This window comes from Alkaliphilus metalliredigens QYMF, from assembly GCF_000016985.1.
GTDB lineage: Bacteria > Bacillota > Clostridia > Peptostreptococcales > Natronincolaceae > Alkaliphilus_A > Alkaliphilus_A metalliredigens.
Genome location: NC_009633.1, coordinates 4,166,150 through 4,180,761, shown reverse-complemented (window position 1 = coordinate 4,180,761; position 14,612 = coordinate 4,166,150). Strand labels below are relative to the sequence as shown.

At 33.8% G+C, this 14,612-nt stretch carries 17 protein-coding genes; 13 read left to right on the top strand and 4 right to left on the bottom strand.

Annotated elements, in window-relative coordinates:
- The first annotated feature begins 10 nt into the window (after positions 1-10).
- On the top strand, positions 11-1,273 hold the full coding sequence (locus AMET_RS20055) for a sensor histidine kinase (protein ID WP_012065115.1): 1,263 nt from the start codon (positions 11-13) through the stop codon (positions 1,271-1,273).
- Here AMET_RS20055 and AMET_RS25240 read toward each other — a convergent pair.
- A complete protein-coding gene (locus AMET_RS25240; protein WP_083761061.1) occupies positions 1,265-1,405 on the bottom strand; it encodes an AgrD family cyclic lactone autoinducer peptide in 141 nt (46 codons plus the stop codon). The genes AMET_RS20055 and AMET_RS25240 overlap by 9 nt on opposite strands.
- 473 nt (positions 1,406-1,878) lie before the next feature.
- On the opposite strand from AMET_RS25240, the gene AMET_RS25235 reads away from it, so the two are divergent.
- The 4 genes from AMET_RS25235 (at position 1,879) to AMET_RS26005 (ending at position 4,100) form a co-directional block, all read left to right on the top strand.
- Positions 1,879-2,295, top strand: a complete 417-nt coding sequence (locus AMET_RS25235; protein ID WP_083761060.1) for a DUF4372 domain-containing protein — start codon at positions 1,879-1,881, stop codon at positions 2,293-2,295.
- Positions 2,276-2,605, top strand: coding sequence for a transposase (locus AMET_RS24575; RefSeq protein WP_049765312.1), 330 nt, complete (start codon positions 2,276-2,278; stop codon positions 2,603-2,605). The genes AMET_RS25235 and AMET_RS24575 overlap by 20 nt, the downstream gene beginning before the upstream one ends.
- 103 nt (positions 2,606-2,708) lie before the next feature.
- The gene (locus AMET_RS24570) at positions 2,709-3,563 is read left to right on the top strand and encodes a hypothetical protein (RefSeq protein ID WP_012065114.1); all 855 of its coding nucleotides are present in this window, start codon (positions 2,709-2,711) and stop codon (positions 3,561-3,563) included.
- A gap of 372 nt (positions 3,564-3,935) precedes the next feature.
- The gene (locus AMET_RS26005) at positions 3,936-4,100 is read left to right on the top strand and encodes a hypothetical protein (protein WP_157047317.1); all 165 of its coding nucleotides are present in this window, start codon (positions 3,936-3,938) and stop codon (positions 4,098-4,100) included.
- A gap of 399 nt (positions 4,101-4,499) precedes the next feature.
- Here the strand turns inward: AMET_RS26005 and AMET_RS20040 are convergent, their stop codons facing one another.
- Entirely contained in the window at positions 4,500-5,081 is a 582-nt protein-coding gene (locus AMET_RS20040; RefSeq protein WP_242661339.1) for an accessory gene regulator ArgB-like protein, read from the bottom strand.
- Positions 5,082-5,448: 367 nt separating this feature from the next.
- Between AMET_RS20040 and AMET_RS20035 the strand changes: the two genes are divergently transcribed.
- From AMET_RS20035 to AMET_RS20010, 6 genes are all read left to right on the top strand, one after another.
- The gene (locus AMET_RS20035; RefSeq protein ID WP_012065112.1) at positions 5,449-6,129 is read left to right on the top strand and encodes a copper amine oxidase N-terminal domain-containing protein; all 681 of its coding nucleotides are present in this window, start codon (positions 5,449-5,451) and stop codon (positions 6,127-6,129) included.
- Positions 6,130-6,183: 54 nt separating this feature from the next.
- Positions 6,184-7,752: an IS21 family transposase gene (istA, locus tag AMET_RS20030; protein WP_049765184.1), complete on the top strand. Its 1,569-nt coding sequence runs from the start codon at positions 6,184-6,186 to the stop codon at positions 7,750-7,752.
- Positions 7,740-8,483, top strand: a complete 744-nt coding sequence (gene istB / locus AMET_RS20025) for an IS21-like element helper ATPase IstB (RefSeq protein ID WP_012062302.1) — start codon at positions 7,740-7,742, stop codon at positions 8,481-8,483. Before istA ends, istB begins: the two co-directional genes overlap by 13 nt.
- A 24-nt stretch (positions 8,484-8,507) precedes the next feature.
- Entirely contained in the window at positions 8,508-8,696 is a 189-nt protein-coding gene (locus AMET_RS20020; protein WP_041720379.1) for a hypothetical protein, read from the top strand.
- 74 nt (positions 8,697-8,770) lie between these two features.
- Positions 8,771-9,286, top strand: a complete 516-nt coding sequence (locus tag AMET_RS20015) for a hypothetical protein (RefSeq protein WP_157047316.1) — start codon at positions 8,771-8,773, stop codon at positions 9,284-9,286.
- A gap of 168 nt (positions 9,287-9,454) precedes the next feature.
- Positions 9,455-9,925: a hypothetical protein gene (locus tag AMET_RS20010; protein ID WP_012065110.1), complete on the top strand. Its 471-nt coding sequence runs from the start codon at positions 9,455-9,457 to the stop codon at positions 9,923-9,925.
- An 86-nt stretch (positions 9,926-10,011) separates the two neighbouring features.
- Here the strand turns inward: AMET_RS20010 and AMET_RS20005 are convergent, their stop codons facing one another.
- Together AMET_RS20005 and AMET_RS20000 are read right to left on the bottom strand one after the other, a co-directional pair.
- Entirely contained in the window at positions 10,012-10,701 is a 690-nt protein-coding gene (locus AMET_RS20005; protein WP_012065109.1) for a deoxynucleoside kinase, read from the bottom strand.
- Positions 10,695-11,360: a deoxynucleoside kinase gene (locus AMET_RS20000; RefSeq protein ID WP_012065108.1), complete on the bottom strand. Its 666-nt coding sequence runs from the start codon at positions 11,358-11,360 to the stop codon at positions 10,695-10,697. Before AMET_RS20000 ends, AMET_RS20005 begins: the two co-directional genes overlap by 7 nt.
- A gap of 221 nt (positions 11,361-11,581) precedes the next feature.
- On the opposite strand from AMET_RS20000, the gene AMET_RS19995 reads away from it, so the two are divergent.
- Positions 11,582-13,609: a urocanate hydratase gene (locus AMET_RS19995; RefSeq protein ID WP_012065107.1), complete on the top strand. Its 2,028-nt coding sequence runs from the start codon at positions 11,582-11,584 to the stop codon at positions 13,607-13,609.
- A gap of 28 nt (positions 13,610-13,637) precedes the next feature.
- Positions 13,638-14,534: a glutamate formimidoyltransferase gene (gene ftcD / locus AMET_RS19990; protein ID WP_012065106.1), complete on the top strand. Its 897-nt coding sequence runs from the start codon at positions 13,638-13,640 to the stop codon at positions 14,532-14,534.
- The last annotated feature ends 78 nt before the right edge of the window (positions 14,535-14,612 follow it).

Here is a 14,612-nt window from a genome sequence, read left to right as displayed (position 1 = left end):
AGGGTGCTTTATGGAATGGTACCAAATACTGATGCTTTCTATACTAGAGATGGTAGCTATAGTAGCGATATGGAGTGGATTCAATGAAAAATTTAATCGTTATAAAATAAGGAGCCTTTGTATCGTTATGGGGATGTCATTAATGGCAGCTATGTTTAATGTTTATGATGTTAATATGGACTTTATCATTCACTATATCGTATTATGTACGATGGTTATTACGTTACTTAAAGTCCCTGTCAAAGATACCATAATACAATTTTTAATTGTATTAATAATAATTTTCAGTATTCAATTTTCCCTTACTTACTTCCTATCAACTTTTAGAAATACTAACACCTATTCATTTGTTAACGGACTCATTATTAATACATTCACGCTCCTAGTCAGTATGATAATCTATAAGCTTATTATGGGAAGTAAGGTAAAACAAAACTATCTTAAATATAGTAACTATACGATCTCAATTACTATAAACATTACTGGAATGGTTTTGTTATTGATATACATGTGGGAAATGAATCAAAACTTTGTATGGAATCACATAGTCTATCTATTATTGGCAATGGTTATATGGGAAGCCTTAAATATCTTTTTTTTATATCAGTCAATACGAATTAAAGAGCAAGAAAAAATGATAGATATTCATGAAAAATATACACCTATTTTAAAGGATATGGTAGATGAAGTAAGGGAGATGCAACATGAATCTAAAAACCATCTCAATGTCCTTTATGGATTGGTGCAAATAGAAGATGCACTAAAGGCTAAAGAAGAAATTGCACAATATTTAGAAGTGTTAATCGAAGGGATGAAGTCTACCGATCAACTATTGAATATAAAGGAACCGGTACTAAGCGCAATTATTTATAGTAAAAAATCCTTGGCAGAAAAACAAGGTATCTACTTTCATGTTGAATTTTGTGGTGAGATACCAGTGTTTCCACTAGTAAAATACGAGCTTGTTGAATTGTTGGGTAATTTATTGGACAATGCAATTGAGGCAGCTGAAGACAGTAGTAGTGTTGAAAATCCTAAAGTCTTTTTAACACTTGGAATAGAAGCAAATTATAGTATGATAGAAGTGAAAAATACAGGAGGCATAATCAAACAAGAAAATATTGAGCGTATATTTGAAAGAGGTTTTTCTACCAAAAAAGGAAAGCATAGGGGCTATGGGCTGTATCATGTTAAAAAGATTGTGGATCGTTATCAGGGAACCATAGAGCTTTCCTTTGATGGAGACTGCACAGTACTTAAGATATTACTTTAGTAAATTTTTAGGGCACTTTGGTTCTCCCCAAAGAACGATTGAGCCAGAGAGAGCAATCATATCTGAAGCAAGAACAAACATAGATGCAAATGAGAATAAAACAACTTTAAATATTGAATGATTGTTTTTCATCGATGTACCTCCTTTCTACTGATTGTTGGAATACTTGTAACCCACAGCTTGAACTAAAATGAATCATAACACAACTGTAAATAATATACAATTCAAAAGGAACGAAATAGGAGTAAAAAGGAATGAAAAAGATTGTATACCTTTTCATTCCTTTTTACTCCCATTTCATTACAGTAATAAAAAATAGAGGCAATTTTATGTTATATTGAAAGTGTAATAAGGAACAAGAAGTACCTATGATATTTCAATATTTAAGAAATGAGGTAATCTAATTATTATGGGAATTGGGCTTATGGAGATGTTAATTTTATTCGGATATCACTAGTGTTCAATTAATGGATTTAAAATCCATTGATAATACTTAGTATCCATTAATTTCATCATTTTCCTTAAATTTAGTCATGAAAATAGTCAGTAACCCTTGCTTTAATATAATTACACCACTAACCATATTTGCAAGGGGGTACTGACTATTGGTTAAGAATAATTATATCACTATTTTCGAAAAATTATTAGACATCATTGATTGGCAAAAATTGAAAGAGTCTACTTATCTACTAGATACTAACTATTATATTGCTCAAAATCACTTAAAAGCGCTGATATACTTTCATGTAGCCCAACTAGATAGCTTAAGAGATATCCATGACTTCATGAAATCCGATTCAGACTTAAAGGAACTGATCAATGGTGTTAGCATCGGTTATTTGTCAAACTACAACAATGATATAAATTTTGAGGTATATGTCCCTTTAATGAATCAAATTATTGCTACAGCCATGAATAAATTACCTGTAAATAATAGAGCTGCAATATTTAAACCTGTGAAACTCATTGATTCTTCAACAATAAGTATGGCGCTATCTTACTTTGAAATGGGCGGAGTTTAGAACTACAAAAGCAGGGATTAAATTTCATACAAAGTATGACTTAGGAAGAGGTATCCCTGAACTGGTGATTGTTTCAAATGCTAAGGTCCATGATAAAAAGAAAATGGAAGAACTAATGACCGAGAAAAACTGTATATATGTACTGGATAAAGCCTATGTGGACTATAAAAAGTTTGACAAATTCATCAGTGATGAAAAATATTTTATTACAAGATTGGAAGACAATGCAACAGTACAAGAAGTTGAAACTCTTGATATTACTTACTCCCAAATCAAGCTACTGGATGAAGGTGCAAGTCAACAAAACTGAAAAAATTTTAAAAATCAATAGAAATACTATCTAATTTTTGAACACTAGTGAAATAGTATGAATAAAAAGTAATATCATTAAAAAGAAAAGGAGAGTATAAAAAATGAAAAGAAATTTTTGTAAAAATTTAGCTTTAGCTACCGGCTCTTTTGTTTTAGCTGTAGGTGTTTTAGGTGGAGGAATAGTTTTTGCAACTGCTAGTGAAAGTAATCATAAAACTGCTACAGTAAATGGCAAAAGTTACAAATATTTTGCTGATATACAAGATGGACATAAAAGCTTAAGAGCAGGAACATACGTAGGTCTTACTAGTGGTAGTACTCAAGCTGGACTTATGGGTGCACTTCCTAGAGTATATGATTCAAATGATTATCTATATAGTTCAGCGAAAGAATGGAGATATAGTGGTGAAAGAACAGTAGGAATGAATGTACCTACATTTGCAGAACATAATGGATCTTACTATAGTTATGGAAAAGTTAAGTTATATAATGGAAATACATATAACACGTATTATACATACAAGAGTCCTATTATGACTCTTGAAGATGGAAGTAAATCTACTTTATCATATACTTCTATGACTCCTGAGAATAACCAAGTTGTTAATATTAATGATGCATCAACAAGTCTAGATAATTCAGAGTATAAAGTAAATAGCAATGGTGAAACATATGGTTCAGGATTGCAAGAAGCTACTTTGGGAGTGGCTCCAGACTTGATTAAAGCTCGTGGTTCAAATGGCGCTTTAGGATATGTTCGTTCTAAAGATCTTGAGCCTGAAGCAGCTAATAATCCTGAAGAAGCTATAAAGAAACAAAAAGAAAAACAAAAAAATAAAGATACAAAAAAAATACCTTTATATGAGGTTGATGGCAAAACAGTCATAGGTGAGTTCGTGCTTGAATCAGTAAACACTGAAGACATTGTAGAAACTGAAGAAACTCCAGGAGAATAAGTAATTGAATTAAGTTCGATAATTTAACACTAGTGTTAAAAAATTAGATAATATTTCTATTGATTTTTAAAATTTTTTTCAGTTTTGTGATGGAGCTTTACAATTAAGCCTTCAGGGAATATATTCCAGTAAAATTAAATACAACTATCCTTATAAAACAATATTTTCGATTTTTATGGAATTATATACTGGTTAACTTTCAAGCCATAGCGTCTAACTAAATGTCTCATTATTTATAAGCTTAGTTATCGAATGCTTAATTAGTTTAACCTGATAAAATCAGATTTGATTATTTTTTTACAATCAAAAAGGATTTTAGGCAATTATGTTGAATTAGTATAGTAATAAATCTGATTTGAAAGGAAGTGTACTATGCTAATTCTAGATTATCCCAACTGGGAACAACCAACATTGATTGCTGAATCTCTCCCTAAATCTCTTTTTGAGTTAACACCTGAGCTTGCTGAAATAGATCAACTCTTAAATAATCCTGTTTTTGAAGAGCCTATTATTACTAGACTTTACGCTTACCATTAACTAAAACCAAATATTTAAGAAAAGAGGTAATAAAATAATTATGCGAATTGGGCTTGTTGAGATGCTAATTCTATTTGGATATATATTATCAACAATTTATGTTTTAATTGATGTACGAAAAAGAAATATTTCTCTAATATTTGTTGCACTACCATTTTTTCTTGGACCACTTGGGCTACTTATATACCTTGGTCGTAGACGTTGATATATGCCTTATTTAGCAGGGATTAAGAGCGTTAGAGTATGACGATATTGTAGGAAGTAATTGGTTGTCATATAATGGTAAGTAATACGATGAATAATTTAAGAGAAGGTGAACTTCTATTTTTTTATCAAACATATCACTAGTGTTCAATTAATGGATTTAAAATCCATTAATTGAACACTAGTGGGAACATATTATTCTGAAATCGGTTGATTTTTTCCTATTGATAACTGAAATGCTTGTAAAGAGATTGTCCATATGCCACATTCAAAAAAATTTTGATTATTTGGCAAAACAAATCTAAATAGAAGAAAGAACCATAGCAGTGTAGAGAAGAGGGATAAGTATTTGAGAGTCCTTTTTCTCTTTTTATTGAATATAGGCCGAAAGATAGAAGGCTTGGGAGAATGATAATAAATTACGATAGCACTAAGTAGTGTCAGTATAGGAGCAATGTGGAGTGTCATGGGAAAGAAATGGGGTAAAATTAAAACAGCTAAGGAAAAAAATCCAAGACTTACCATAAAGCATAACAACCCACTTTGAAAGTGTAACCCACCAGAAAATACACGAATAGATAGTAGAATACTTAAAGAAAATAAAAACGAAGGTAATTGGTCTAAGACTACAAAAAATAACAGTAATACTATAAACTTTACCCCTTCATTCCAAATCACTTTCATGGCATATTTCATTTTACGAATATCATCGTGAGATAATAACTTTTCCTTGTAGATTCTATAAGCAAAAATATCAATAGGACTATGTATTTTCATATCGCCAACTCCTTTAACAAAATGAATCATAACACGATTGTAAATAATATACAATTAAAAGGGAACGAAACGGGAGTAAAAAGGAATGAAAAAGTTTATGTACCTTTTCATTCCTTTTTACTCCTATTTCATTACAGTAATAAAAAATAGAGGTAATTTTATGTTATATTAAAAGTGTAATAAAGGTTAAAATAAATTTTCTAATCGAAAATGTCAGAAGATTGACCAACCAAAAGCAAAAAACGAATCTACATCCACTATCACTATAATATAGACAAAGCTGCTGAAATTGTTTAAAAATAAAAATATTTACATTGGGAATTATGATGGCCGTCATTTCCATAATATTATACGAGGAGATATAACTATGAATATAAAAAAAACAAAAAAAATTGTAATAATTTTATCTATATTTGTTCTTTATTCCTTTTATGGAAATACATATGGCATATCAGCAACGTCTATTAAATTGAATATGAAATTACCTAAAGCCTTCCATGAGACAAATTTTGATTCAGATTATCACGTTAATATAAATAAAAATGATTATGTAATTAAGGGAAGTCCATTTGTTTTTCAAGATTATACTTATATACCAGTTGGAGATATAGCAAAAATTTTTCACCTTAATGTTAACTATAATGAGTTAGATAAATCAGTATTATTATCAGACAATGAAAAGGAAATCATCATAACTCCTAAAATACATTTATATAATGAATATGGGGGAGCAATGATAAAAAGTGGTAACGAAACAGTAATTAAGCCAGGAGTAGATTATATACTTGTAAATGATCGTAGCTATGTTCCTCTTCGTTTCATTACTGAAACTTTTGGTTTTATAGTAGAGTATGAAAATAACAGTAAACAAATCATTATAGTAGGCGATCGTTCATCAACTATTGGAGTTAATAATTTTTCTGACGAACAACAAGCTATTATAGATGCTATTTCAGAGTATGAGGCTAAATCAACTGTAACTGGTAAAATAAAAGGGAGAGATTTTGGCAAACAAAAACGGAGAATAATTTCCAATTTACTACAATAATAATATCCCTTCTGGTAGAATTAGTTAGCTAGTGACACCAGAGGAGGAATGAAATTGAAGGAGTGGAATATGTTTGCTGAAATCCAAGGATACAAGTCCAAAGGACTGAATAAATCACAGGTAGCAAGGAGGCTGGAGATCGACTATAAAACAGTACATAAATATTGGGATATGACACCAGATGAATTTGCAAGCTTAAGACAAAGAACTGAATCTAGAGAAAGGAAGGTGGACAAATATAAGGACGAAGTCTTAGCATGGATTAGAGAACATAGGGATTTATCAAGTGCTCAAATATATGATTGGCTAGAGGAAAAATATCATGTGCTGGACTTTAAGGATAGAACTTTACGACTATATGTCAATCACTTAAGGGAAGAACATAAGCTCCCTAAAGTAGTTTCAGCAAGGCAATTTGAGGAGGTGGATGAGCTTCCTATGGGATATCAAGCACAGGTTGACCTGGGCCAAATATGGCTAGATAAACCTGACAAAACAAGAATCAAAGTATATTGCTTTGGTATGGTTTTATCCCATTCCAGACATAAATACATCTATTGGATAGACAAGCCCTTTACTACCCAGACATTCATTGAGGCCCATAATAAAGCCTTTGAATATTTTGGAGGAATGCCTAAGGAGGTTGTTTATGACCAGGACAGAGTCCTAGTGGTATCAGAAAATCATGGAGATATCATATACACAGAAGGATTTCAAAACTATATTAATTCCCTTAAGTTTAAAGTGTACCTTTGCAGGGGTTATGACCCACAGAGTAAAGGGAAAATTGAAGCCGTAGTGAAATATGCCAAGTATAATTTTGCAAAGAATAGAACATTTGTAGATATTGACTCATTTAATGATGATTCGCTGAAATGGTTAGAAAGAAGAGGTAATAAAAAAGTCCATGAAACAACAAAGAAGGTACCGGCAGAAGTGTTTGCCCTGGAAAAGGAACACTTAAAGCCAATACCCACTCTATTTGTAAACACAACTAATACAAATAGTTTAACCTATCTCGTTAGAAAAAACAATACAGTTTTTTACAAGCAAAATAGATACCAAGTCCCTACGGGAACCTATTCTCCAGGGAAAGAGGTTAAATTAATTATTAAGAAAGATACCATGGAAATTAAGAACCAAGATACAGAACAGTTAATTATTGAACATAAAATCAGTCAGGATAAAGGAAAATTAGTGAAAATAGAGCACTATGATAGGAATGAGAGTAAACACTGTACAAGTCATGAAATCTACAACAAAGTGTTAAAAAGCTTAGACCATACTGAAAAGGCTAATGAATTTGTTGATGTATTAAAAATAGAGAAGCCAAGACACTTTAAAGATCAATTTGCCCTAATAATGAATACAGTAAAAAACCAAGACAAATCAATTGTTCAAAGGGCATTAAGCTACTGTATTGAAAGGAAATTGTTTAGCGCAGGGCTCTTGAAGGATGCCATACAGTACTTAAAACTTGAAGAAAACAGACAACTAAATAAGAAGTACTTTAAAGCTGACATAACTACTCCTTCAAAATATCAGGATTTAAAGCCTCAAGTACGAGATATTAGAGAATACATGAGTGCCCTGAAGGAGGATAAAAGAAAATGGAAAAATTAGAATCAATAAAGGATCACGCTAAAAAACTCAAATTGAACTACTTAAATACCAATGCAGATTCCATCGTTGAAAATGCTGACATAAACAACATTTCATATCAGAATCTTTTACTGTCAATATTAGAAAACGAAGTCGATCTCAGAGAGAAAAAGGCCCAGGAACGCAGAGTTAAGGCTGCAGGCTTTCCGGTACTTAAGACAATAGAAGAGTTCGATCTAACCTTTCAAAGATCGATTACCCAAAGACAAATCAATAGTCTTATTGAGATGGACTGGATAGATAGAATGTATAATCTAATACTTTTAGGCCCTCCAGGGGTAGGTAAAAGCCACTTGTGTATTGCATTAGGGTACAAGGCTGTAGAGATGGGCTACAAGGTTAGCTTCACCACCATGGACAATCTGATGCACTGTTTAAAAACACAGGAGATATCAAGAAAAAGCAAAGGGAAAATCAACAATGTTTTATCTTCTAGTCTTCTGATCATCGATGAGCTAGGTTACCTCCCCATATCAAGAGAAGAAGCGAACTTGTTTTTCCAATTAATATCAGCCCTTCATGAACAAACATCGTTAATTATTACCTCCAACAAAGGGCTTGAAGATTGGACCGAGTTATTAGGGGACCCCGCTTTAACCACGGCAGTGTTAGATAGAATCACTTACAGATGTGAGCTATTTAATATGACAGGTAAGAGCTATAGATTAGAACATCGAGAATCATTGTTTTAATAGATGAAGGAGGCGATTGTGATTATGTTGTTAAGAGAGAAAGATTTAAAAAAGTATTTGTTTAGCAGAAGGATAACTATCTCTGATGGCTTAAAGCAGGAATTATTAAATGAGTATGGATCTCCTGTAGAAGATGATGAAGGTCATATTTTCGAGTATACGGAGCAAGATATTTATGAGCAAATCAGAAAAGTCATAAGAGATAAAAACTAATATTCGTTTAATAAAGTTCAGTGATTATAAGATAAATTACAAGCAGTAGTGTATGGAGAGATTTGGAAATTACTATGGAAAACTATTTGCCAAAATTTCTCCCAAAACACTTGCCAGTTACATCAACGTTATTGGTAAAAGGTACTGTAGATTATTTTGGTGAAAATAAGCATATAGAGGCCAATATAAATAGAGAAAATGTAAATAACCGTATAATCGAGATCTTAGAAGTCAAAGAAAATAACGAAAAGCAATACAAAGGCATATATGAAGTAGGAGAAACAGGAACATCAGTCAAAGTAACTGAAGTTTTATCGAACGGATTAGAAGAAATAATTAATTTATCTTCATTTGCTGGTAGACATCCATATGTTGAGTTTACTAAACTCAAACTATGCGGATTAAATAAATATAGAAACATGGCTATTGAAAAGGATATTGAAACTGACGAAATCGTAACATACAAAATTACAGAACTTGATGGAGAAAAACTCAATATATTAGTATCTATTCAAAAAAATACAGGGAGTTTAGTAAACTACATGGAGATAACAGATTTCACGCAAAAAGATTTGAATATTATTTTTTAATTTAACGACTCCTTGAGTTTAAGCACAGGTAATACAAGTAGTGCAACTTTAGCTGTTTAAGAATTAATAGAGCTGTTTAAATTTCCACTGGATTTGTATTGGATGAATATAAGATGTAGTGAATAGAGATACTATATGATTTACTACATCTTAAGAGAGGGTGTAAAAATGTTAAGAAAACAAAAAAATACTATCCTTTTTATTTTGAGTTTGATTCTAATCATAGGAAGTTTAACCGCTATCTATGCTAGTGGTGAAAAAGATGAAAATATAGAACTTAAAGTAGAAACAAGGTTAGAGCATGCTAGAAAAGATATCATGACTAGCTTTAACTTAGACAAAACATTAATGGCAACGGAAAAATCATCAAATTATAAAGAAATACAATTTGATGAGATAGGTGATTTGGGTCCAGAGATTGCAACTGAGTTTGATGCTTTAAACCAAGGACCAATAGGCTCTACAATACCATTATTCTTAATAAAAGAAGATCATTTAGAGCTTGTAGTACTTTATAAGGAAGCTGATGGAACAAATGTTATGCAATCTTCACGAAAAATAAATGGAGAATGGCAAAGAGAAAACCTAGAAGTAAAGGGAGAACCGATACTAGACATAGATACGATAGAGATTGAATAATAGAAGTAATTTTATAGAAGCTTAGTATGATACTGAGCTTCTATTTTTTTATGAAAGATATTATTCTGAAATCAGTTGATTTCTTCCTATTGATAATTATTTTTTACATTTAAAATATTTTGAATTTCCTTCTTAATCAAATCCACTTGATCAGGTCGGGCCAAGAGATCTGCCTCATCAATATTAACCACTAAAACAGGAGACTCTTTGTACTCACTGATCCATTGCTCATAGCGTCTATGAAGATCCATCCAATAGCTTTTGGGAACTTGCTTTTCCATAGCTCTTCCTCGTTTGTCAATCCGATTTAAAACCGTATCGATGCTTCCATTTAGAAAAATCATCAAATCTGGTTTGATTAAATAAGGGGTCATCATACAGTAGAATAATTCTGAATAAGTATCAAAGTCTCTTTGTGACATTTTCCTATTTTCATATAAAGATTTAGCAAAGATCTCAACATCTTCATAGATGCTTCTATCTTGAATGTGATGAGACTTTTCTTGACCAATGCGTTTTTGATCTTGAAAGCGTTGGCTTAAAAAGTAGAGCTGTAAATGGAAACTCCATCTCTTTTGATCTCGATAGAAATCTTCCAAATAGGGATTTCCAATCACTTTCTCGAAGCTTGTATTAAATTGTAACGATTGACCTAATATTCTGGTGAATGTAGATTTTCCAGCACCGACATTGCCTGCAACTGTAATAAAACGACCCTCATGATCATCTTTACTTTGAGGGACATAATCATTATGTACCATAAACTTTGTTAACATGATTGTACCTCCTGTGAGGATGTACTCACTTCATGGACTCGCTGAATTTCCTTTAAAACATAGGCCACGTCCTGGGGACAATTGACAAAATCTCGATGATTGACATTAATTGAAATGACCTTGGGAATCTTGGTACCAAAATAATGCTTTAAAGAACAAGGGTCAAAATAATGTTGATATTCACGATTTAAGCGATCAATATAATCACGACTCATATTGCGTTCAAAAGGGCGGTCGCGCATTTCAATGCGTTTCATTAATAAATCAGTGTCTCCATACAGATAAATGATAATATCCGATTGAGGAAGCTGGTCAGCTAATATGGCATAAACCTGTCTATATTTTTGGAACTTTCCATTCTGAAGGTTCAAACCAGCGAAAACAAGGTTTTTAATGATATTATAATCCGAGACAACGGATAAACCACGGTCTAAGTATTTTTTTTGAACGTCTTCTAGTTGCTTAATTCGATTACAAAGAAAAAACATTTCCGTTTGAAATGCATATTCTTCAACGTTTTCATAAAAACTTTTAAGATAGGGATTGTCTTCTACAATTTCTTTTAATGCAAAGGAATCGAGGTGCTTAGCTAAAATATTTGTAAGTGTTGTTTTGCCCACGCCGATGGGGCCTTCTACAGAAATAAAAGTGTTTTTCATACTCACGCCTCCATACCATATTTTGTATAGTAAACAATAGTTTAGCACTTTATATGGTAGAAATCAAATGGATGAAATCGAAATATGCCTTTAAAAAATGCAAAGTTCAACTATTATCTTCATCATTCTTTAAATTCTAACAAATTTGCCCTAAATCAAAAATAGACGATGTGGAGACGGAAGTATTGTATACTAAAAAAAAGAATAGAGGAGGACTAAGAATGATTTCAAACTTAGACATTGGTAATGCCATGACGATCAAATTAGATGATGTATTGCCAGATTTGCCGAAGTTTACTGAAGGGATTCGCAGGGCCCCTAATCGCGGGTTTAAATTGACCCTAGAGCAGACGGAGGTCGCCTTGAAGAATGCCCTGAGATATGTACCAGAAAAATACCATGAAACTGTTGCTCCTGAATTTTTAGAGGAACTGATGACCAGGGGACGCATTTATGGTTATCGATTTAGACCTGAGGGAAGGATGAAGGCAAAAACAATTGATGAGTATAAGGGGAACTGTGTTGAGGGAAAAGCCTTCCAGGTAATGATTGATAATAATCTTGACTTTGATGTGGCGTTGTATCCCTATGAGCTTGTTACCTATGGAGAAACAGGAAGTGTCTTTCAAAATTGGATGCAATATCAGCTGATTAAAAAGTATTTAGAGGTGATGACCCAGGAACAAACATTAGTCATTGAATCAGGACATCCCTTAGGATTATTTAAGTCTAAGCCAGACAGTCCCCGGGTGATTATTACAAATGCCCTGATGATAGGAATGTTTGATAACACAAAGGATTGGGATGTGGCACAACAGATGGGTGTGGCAAACTATGGACAAATGACTGCCGGTGGGTGGATGTATATTGGACCCCAGGGAATTGTACATGGGACATTTAACACCCTGCTAAATGCTGGACGATTAAAGCTCGGGCTAAAAGATGATGAGGATTTGAGAGGAAAGTTATTTGTTACTTCAGGATTGGGTGGTATGAGTGGTGCACAACCTAAGGCTGTGGAAATTTCTAATGGTGTGGGTATTATCGCAGAGGTAGACCTTTCTCGTATTGAAACCCGACATCAACAGGGGTGGGTCAGTGAAGTTTCTTCGGATTTGGCTGAAGTATTCCGTATTGCTAAGGAGTACATGGAGAAAAAAGAACCCATTTCCATTGCTTATCATGGCAATATTGTAGATCTATTGGCCTATGCTGTAGCACACAATCTGCATATCGATTTATTATCGGATCAGACATCTTGTCATGCGGCTTACGATGGTGGATATTGTCCACAGGGATTGTCCTTTGAAGCAAGAACTGAAATGCTGCAAGGGAATCGTGAGGGCTTTAAACAATTAGTTGATGAAACCCTAAGAGAACACTTTAATATGATCAAGAAGCTAGTAGAGCAAGGTACCTACTTCTTTGACTATGGTAATTCCTTCATGAAGGCAGTTTATGATGCTGGAGTGACGGAAATATCCAAAAATGGAATTGATGAAAAAGATGGATTTATCTTCCCTTCTTATGTGGAGGATATCATGGGTCCTGAACTTTTTGACTATGGCTATGGTCCCTTTAGATGGGTTTGCCTAAGTGGAGAAAAAGAGGACTTAAGAAAAACAGATCAGATGGCCATGGCATGTATTGACCCAAATCGCCGTGGGCAGGATCGAGACAATTATGTGTGGATTAGGGATGCGGAAAAAAATCAATTGGTAGTGGGTACCCAGGCTAGAATTTTATATCAGGACGCCATGGGAAGAACCAAAATTGCATTGAAGTTTAATGAAATGGTGAGAAATGGTGAAGTGGGTCCCATTATGCTAGGAAGAGATCACCATGATGTCAGTGGTACAGACTCTCCCTTTAGAGAAACAGCTAACATCAAGGATGGAAGTAATGTCATGGCTGATATGGCTACCCAATGCTTTGCAGGGAATGCTGCTAGAGGAATGAGTTTAATAGCCCTTCACAATGGGGGGGGCGTTGGTATCGGAAAATCCATCAATGGTGGTTTTGGTATGGTATTAGATGGAAGTGAACGAGTAGATACAATTCTAAGCAGTGCCATGCCTTGGGATGTAATGGGCGGTGTAGCTAGAAGAGCTTGGGCTAGAAATGAGAATTCCATTTCTACCAGTATTGAGTATAACCAAGCGAATCAAGGCAGTGATCATATTACCATTCCCTATATACCAAAGGATGAGTTAGTTAAGGAATGTCTTGACAAAGCCTTCAATAAATAAAACAAAAGTAGCAGAAAGGATGAAAAATATGAATCGTATTGTACAATGTGTCCCAAACTTTAGTGAGGGAAGAGACTTAGATAAAATTGAAAAAATAATTGATCCCTTTAGAGGAAAAGAAGGGGTAAAACTATTGGATTATAGTCGAGATGCTGACCACAATCGCTTAGTAGTCACCGTGGTAGGTGAGCCGGAGCCTCTAAAGAAAGCTGTACTTCAGGCGATTGGAATTGCGATAAAAGAAATAGATATGACCAAGCATCAGGGTCAGCATCCAAGAATGGGGGCTGTGGATGTCATTCCTTTTATTCCGATTCGAAATGTAACAGAGGAGGAGGCAAAGGAACTGGCAGCACAGGTAGCTGAAGCTGCGGCAGAACAATATGGACTTCCCATCTTTTTATATGAAAAATCTGCCAGTGACCCAGGACGTGAAAACCTAGCTAAAATCAGAAAAGGACAATTTGAAGGCATGTTTGAGAAACTCAAGGAAGAGGAATGGAAGCCAGACTTTGGACCCCAAACACCTCATCCCACCGCAGGGGTCACAGCTGTGGGCGCCCGCATGCCATTGGTAGCCTATAATGTGAATTTAGACACCAACAGCTTAGAGATAGCCAATCGTATTGCTAAAAATGTGCGTCATTTAAGCGGTGGATTACGATACTGCAAAGGAATCGGGATTGAACTAGAAGATCGAGGCATCGTTCAAGTATCGATGAATATGACCGACTTTACAAAAACAGCTCTATACCGTGTATTTGAGCTCATTAAAATTGAAGCTAAAAGATATGGTGTTAACGTAGTGGGTAGCGAAGTCATTGGTCTTTTACCCATGGAAGCTTTAATTGACACAGCAGTTTATTATTTAGGAATTGAAGACTTTTCAATGGAACAGATATTAGAATCTAGAATAATGGAGTAAAAGAGACGAATTTGACCTTGTCAATTTAGTTTCGAGTACACATGGAAAAAGGGTTGGAGATTAATTCTCTAACCTTTT

Bases quoted from the DNA above. Each gene is read 5' to 3' on its own strand.
- AMET_RS25240 (WP_083761061.1), bottom strand. From the start codon at position 1,405: ATGAAAAACAATCATTCAATATTTAAAGTTGTTTTATTCTCATTTGCA.
- ftcD (WP_012065106.1), top strand. From the start codon at position 13,638: ATGAATCGTATTGTACAATGTGTCCCAAACTTTAGTGAGGGAAGAGAC.
- AMET_RS24570 (WP_012065114.1), top strand. From the start codon at position 2,709: ATGAAAAGAAATTTTTGTAAAAATTTAGCTTTAGCTACCGGCTCTTTT.
- AMET_RS20040 (WP_242661339.1), bottom strand. From the start codon at position 5,081: ATGAAAATACATAGTCCTATTGATATTTTTGCTTATAGAATCTACAAG.
- AMET_RS20000 (WP_012065108.1), bottom strand. From the start codon at position 11,360: ATGAAAAACACTTTTATTTCTGTAGAAGGCCCCATCGGCGTGGGCAAA.
- AMET_RS20010 (WP_012065110.1), top strand. From the start codon at position 9,455: ATGTTAAGAAAACAAAAAAATACTATCCTTTTTATTTTGAGTTTGATT.
- AMET_RS20020 (WP_041720379.1), top strand. From the start codon at position 8,508: ATGTTGTTAAGAGAGAAAGATTTAAAAAAGTATTTGTTTAGCAGAAGG.
- AMET_RS20035 (WP_012065112.1), top strand. From the start codon at position 5,449: ATGAATATAAAAAAAACAAAAAAAATTGTAATAATTTTATCTATATTT.
- AMET_RS20055 (WP_012065115.1), top strand. From the start codon at position 11: ATGGAATGGTACCAAATACTGATGCTTTCTATACTAGAGATGGTAGCT.
- AMET_RS19995 (WP_012065107.1), top strand. From the start codon at position 11,582: ATGATTTCAAACTTAGACATTGGTAATGCCATGACGATCAAATTAGAT.
- istB (WP_012062302.1), top strand. From the start codon at position 7,740: ATGGAAAAATTAGAATCAATAAAGGATCACGCTAAAAAACTCAAATTG.
- AMET_RS20005 (WP_012065109.1), bottom strand. From the start codon at position 10,701: ATGTTAACAAAGTTTATGGTACATAATGATTATGTCCCTCAAAGTAAA.
- AMET_RS20015 (WP_157047316.1), top strand. From the start codon at position 8,771: ATGGAAAACTATTTGCCAAAATTTCTCCCAAAACACTTGCCAGTTACA.
- AMET_RS26005 (WP_157047317.1), top strand. From the start codon at position 3,936: ATGCTAATTCTAGATTATCCCAACTGGGAACAACCAACATTGATTGCT.